The sequence below is a fragment of the Sedimentibacter sp. genome, assembly GCF_033447055.1.
Taxonomy (GTDB): domain Bacteria; phylum Bacillota; class Clostridia; order Tissierellales; family Sedimentibacteraceae; genus Sedimentibacter.
Map to the genome: position 1 here is coordinate 1 of NZ_JAWQJF010000095.1, position 3,374 is coordinate 3,374.

Annotated in this window: 2 protein-coding genes; both read left to right on the top strand. The window is 32.2% G+C overall.

The window, feature by feature from the left end:
* A partial coding sequence (locus SA378_RS06325; RefSeq protein ID WP_318525135.1) for a prephenate dehydrogenase/arogenate dehydrogenase family protein occupies positions 1-885 on the top strand: 885 nt, incomplete at its 5' end.
* 179 nt (positions 886-1,064) lie between these two features.
* The gene (locus tag SA378_RS06330; protein ID WP_318525136.1) at positions 1,065-3,008 is read left to right on the top strand and encodes a sigma-54 interaction domain-containing protein; all 1,944 of its coding nucleotides are present in this window, start codon (positions 1,065-1,067) and stop codon (positions 3,006-3,008) included.
* Positions 3,009-3,374: the final 366 nt, after the last annotated feature.

Genomic DNA, 3,374 nt, shown 5'->3' on the forward strand with positions numbered 1-3,374 from the left:
AAAAAAGTAGGCTTCATTGGAATGGGCATAATGGGATTGCCTATGGCTTCTAATTTGTTAAAAAAAAGTAAACTTGAAATTGCTGGTTTTGATGTTGTGGAAGAAAAAAGAAAAACATTCAAAGAAATTGGTGGAATATCTGTTGATAACACTGATGAAATAACAAATACCTGTGATATTATTTTCTTGTGTCTTCCTACAAATGATTTGGTTAAATCAAGCATACAAAATATTATAGATACAAAGAGAAAAGGTACTATAATTGTCGACTTGAGTTCTACAGCTCCAAATGTAATAAGAGAAATGTATGCAAAAGCAAAGGATACAGAAATTAATTTATTAGATTCTCCTGTAAGTGGAGGAGAAAAAGGTGCTGTTGAAGGAACGCTGGCTATTATGTGCGGCGGAGACAAGGAAGTATTTGACAGAGTAGAGCAACTGCTTCATTTCATGGGAACAACAGTTACTTATATGGGCAAAACAGGATGTGGTTCTGTTGCAAAGCTTGCTAACAACATGATAGTTGGATGCAACATTGCTGCAGTGGGAGAAGCTTTAGCATTTGCAGTAAAAGCAGGACTTGATCCAGAAGTGCTGTTTACTGCTATTAAAGATGGATTTGCAGGCAGTGCTGTATTCAGCTCTAAGGCTCCAAAAATAATAAGCAGAGATTTTGAAGCAAGCGCAAGAATTGCAGTTCACCAAAAAGATTTAAAAAATGCTGTTAACTTAGCAGATGAATTAGGAATAGAAATACCTATTTCAAATATGGTGTTGGATTTTATGAATGAAATGGAAGCTAACGGAAAAGCAAATGAAGATCATTGTGCCATTGCAAAAATATATGAAAAAAGAATGGGCGTAGAAATCAAAAAACAGCAATAAAAAAATTAATGTGTTATATATGCAAAATGGTGCATAACTTGCTATATGATGCAGAAAATCTATGACAAAATTCGTTAAAAATCTATTAATATTGACTTCTTTATACGGCTAGTGTATAATAAATGAGCAATCTAAAAGCGATTTCTTTATAATAGCTATTTTAAGGAGTGATTATTGAGATGGAACTATTATCTAAAGCATATAAAGATTACGTGGTGAATGGTTTTAAAAGGTGTGAAGCATTAAAAACAGATAAAGAAAGCAGTGTTTGCTACTTTAATATATCAGCATTTGACTTCGATTCATTATTTGCTGAAAGCAAAGAATTGATTAATCATTCAGAAAATATAATTGACAAAATAAGTGAATATATGGGTTCTTATGTATCTATTTTACTTGTAAATAAAGATGGATATATTTTAAAGGAAAAGAAATGCAATGGCTATAACAGTGAAATTAATTTAGATATGAACTTGCCATTGGGCGGAAGGTTTACAGAAAAATTCAATGGCAATACTTCTATAAGCACTTCTATTATAGAAAATAAACCAATTATCTTAGTCGGTGAAGAGCACTATTGCAGATTTTATCATGATTATACAACTATAAGTGCTCCAATATACTGCAACGAAGAGATTGTTGGCGTGTTATCCGCTATAGGTCTTAAAGAAAATTCCAGCGAATGTGCTTTAGGTATTCTTGAAGCAGCATCAAGGGCTATAAGCATTGGATATGAAGCAGATATAAAGCATAAACAATTAGTTAAAAAAAATAAATGTGAAAGTATTATTGTTGAAACATTGACTGATGGCGTGCTTACGGTGGATAAAGATGGATTTGTAACTTATCTTAATCAGGTTGGAGCTGAAATACTTTGTATTGACAGAGAAAGCTCTATCGGAAAACATATATCTAATGTTGTTGATTTTAAGCCTGTTGTATTAGATGTTTTGAAAACTGGAAAGGGATATATTGACAAAGAATTTCTGCTGACAAACAAGTCTGGCGTTAAAATACATTTCATAAAAACAACAGTTCCTATAAAAGATGGAAATGGAAATACAATAACTGTAGTTGACACGTTTAGAAAAATCAAGCGAGTTAATAAATTGTTTAATGAAATGACTGGTGCTTATGCAAACTTCAATTTTGAAGATATAATTGGTTCAAGCGTTAAACTTCAGGAATGTATCAATACTGCCAAAGCTGCAGCAAACAGCTTATCCAATGTTTTGATAACGGGAGAAAGCGGAACGGGTAAAGAATTGATAGCCCACTCAATTCACAATTATAGCGACAGGAAAAAGCAGCCCTTTGTATCAATAAATTGCGGGGCAATTCCAAGAGAGCTTTTAGAATCTGAACTTTTTGGGTATGAATCTGGTTCTTTTACAGGTGCTTCTACAAAAGGTAGGATAGGAAAGTTTGAGCTTGCTGACGGTGGAACTATATTTTTGGATGAAATTGGCGAAATGCCAATGGACATGCAGGTAAAGCTGTTAAGAGTAATTCAAGATAGGAAAATAACCAGAGTTGGTGGTAATACTATATTTGACCTTGATGTAAGAATTATTACAGCAACAAATAAAAATCTTCTTGAACTTTGTAGAAAAGGGATTTTTAGGGAAGATTTATATTATAGAATTAATGTGTTACATGTTAACCTTCCTCCGCTGCGTGAGCGTAAGGAAGATATTCACGAGTTAATTCAGCACTTCGTTAGTAAGCTAAGCAGCCATTTAGGTAAAGAAGTGCATGATATTTCGCCAAATGCTTTGAAAAAAATCATGAGTTACAGTTGGCCTGGAAATATCAGAGAATTAGAAAATGCAATAGAAAGAGCTGTAAACTTATGTAACGGTGAAATTATAACGGAAAATGAAATTTTTAATGAAGAATGGATTGGCAGTATTGATCACACAACTTTGGATGAAGTATCTGTGACCAATTTATCAGAACCGGTTTCTGAAATAGATATTGAACCCCTTGAAGTTATTGAAAAAAGGGCTATTGAAAGGGCTTTGAGCATTTCGGGCGGCAATATTACTATAACTGCGAATCTATTGAAAGTTACTAGGAATACAATTTACAATAAAATGAAAAAATATAGTTTGGAAGTTTAATAATTTCAATAATAATAGCAAATACTAAGCAGTGTTAAAATATTTAGCACTGCTTAAAAAATGAGCAAAAATAATGCACAATATTTTAACATTCAATAAAATAACGATTTTCAAATATATGACTTGCAATTGTTATAAAATAAACTTTATTTAAAACATCGGATTTTAATGAAGTGATAGTAAACTTGGCATATCTATTGCAAGTATTATATATGTAAAAAATTAAAATTATTCTAGGAGGAATATAAGTAATGAAAAAAATAATATCCCTTGTACTTGTAGTAGCTTTAGCATTAAGTGTAGGTTTGACAGGATGTGCATCAAAGGCTGAACAACCAGCTGGAGACAAACCTGCAGAAAATTCTG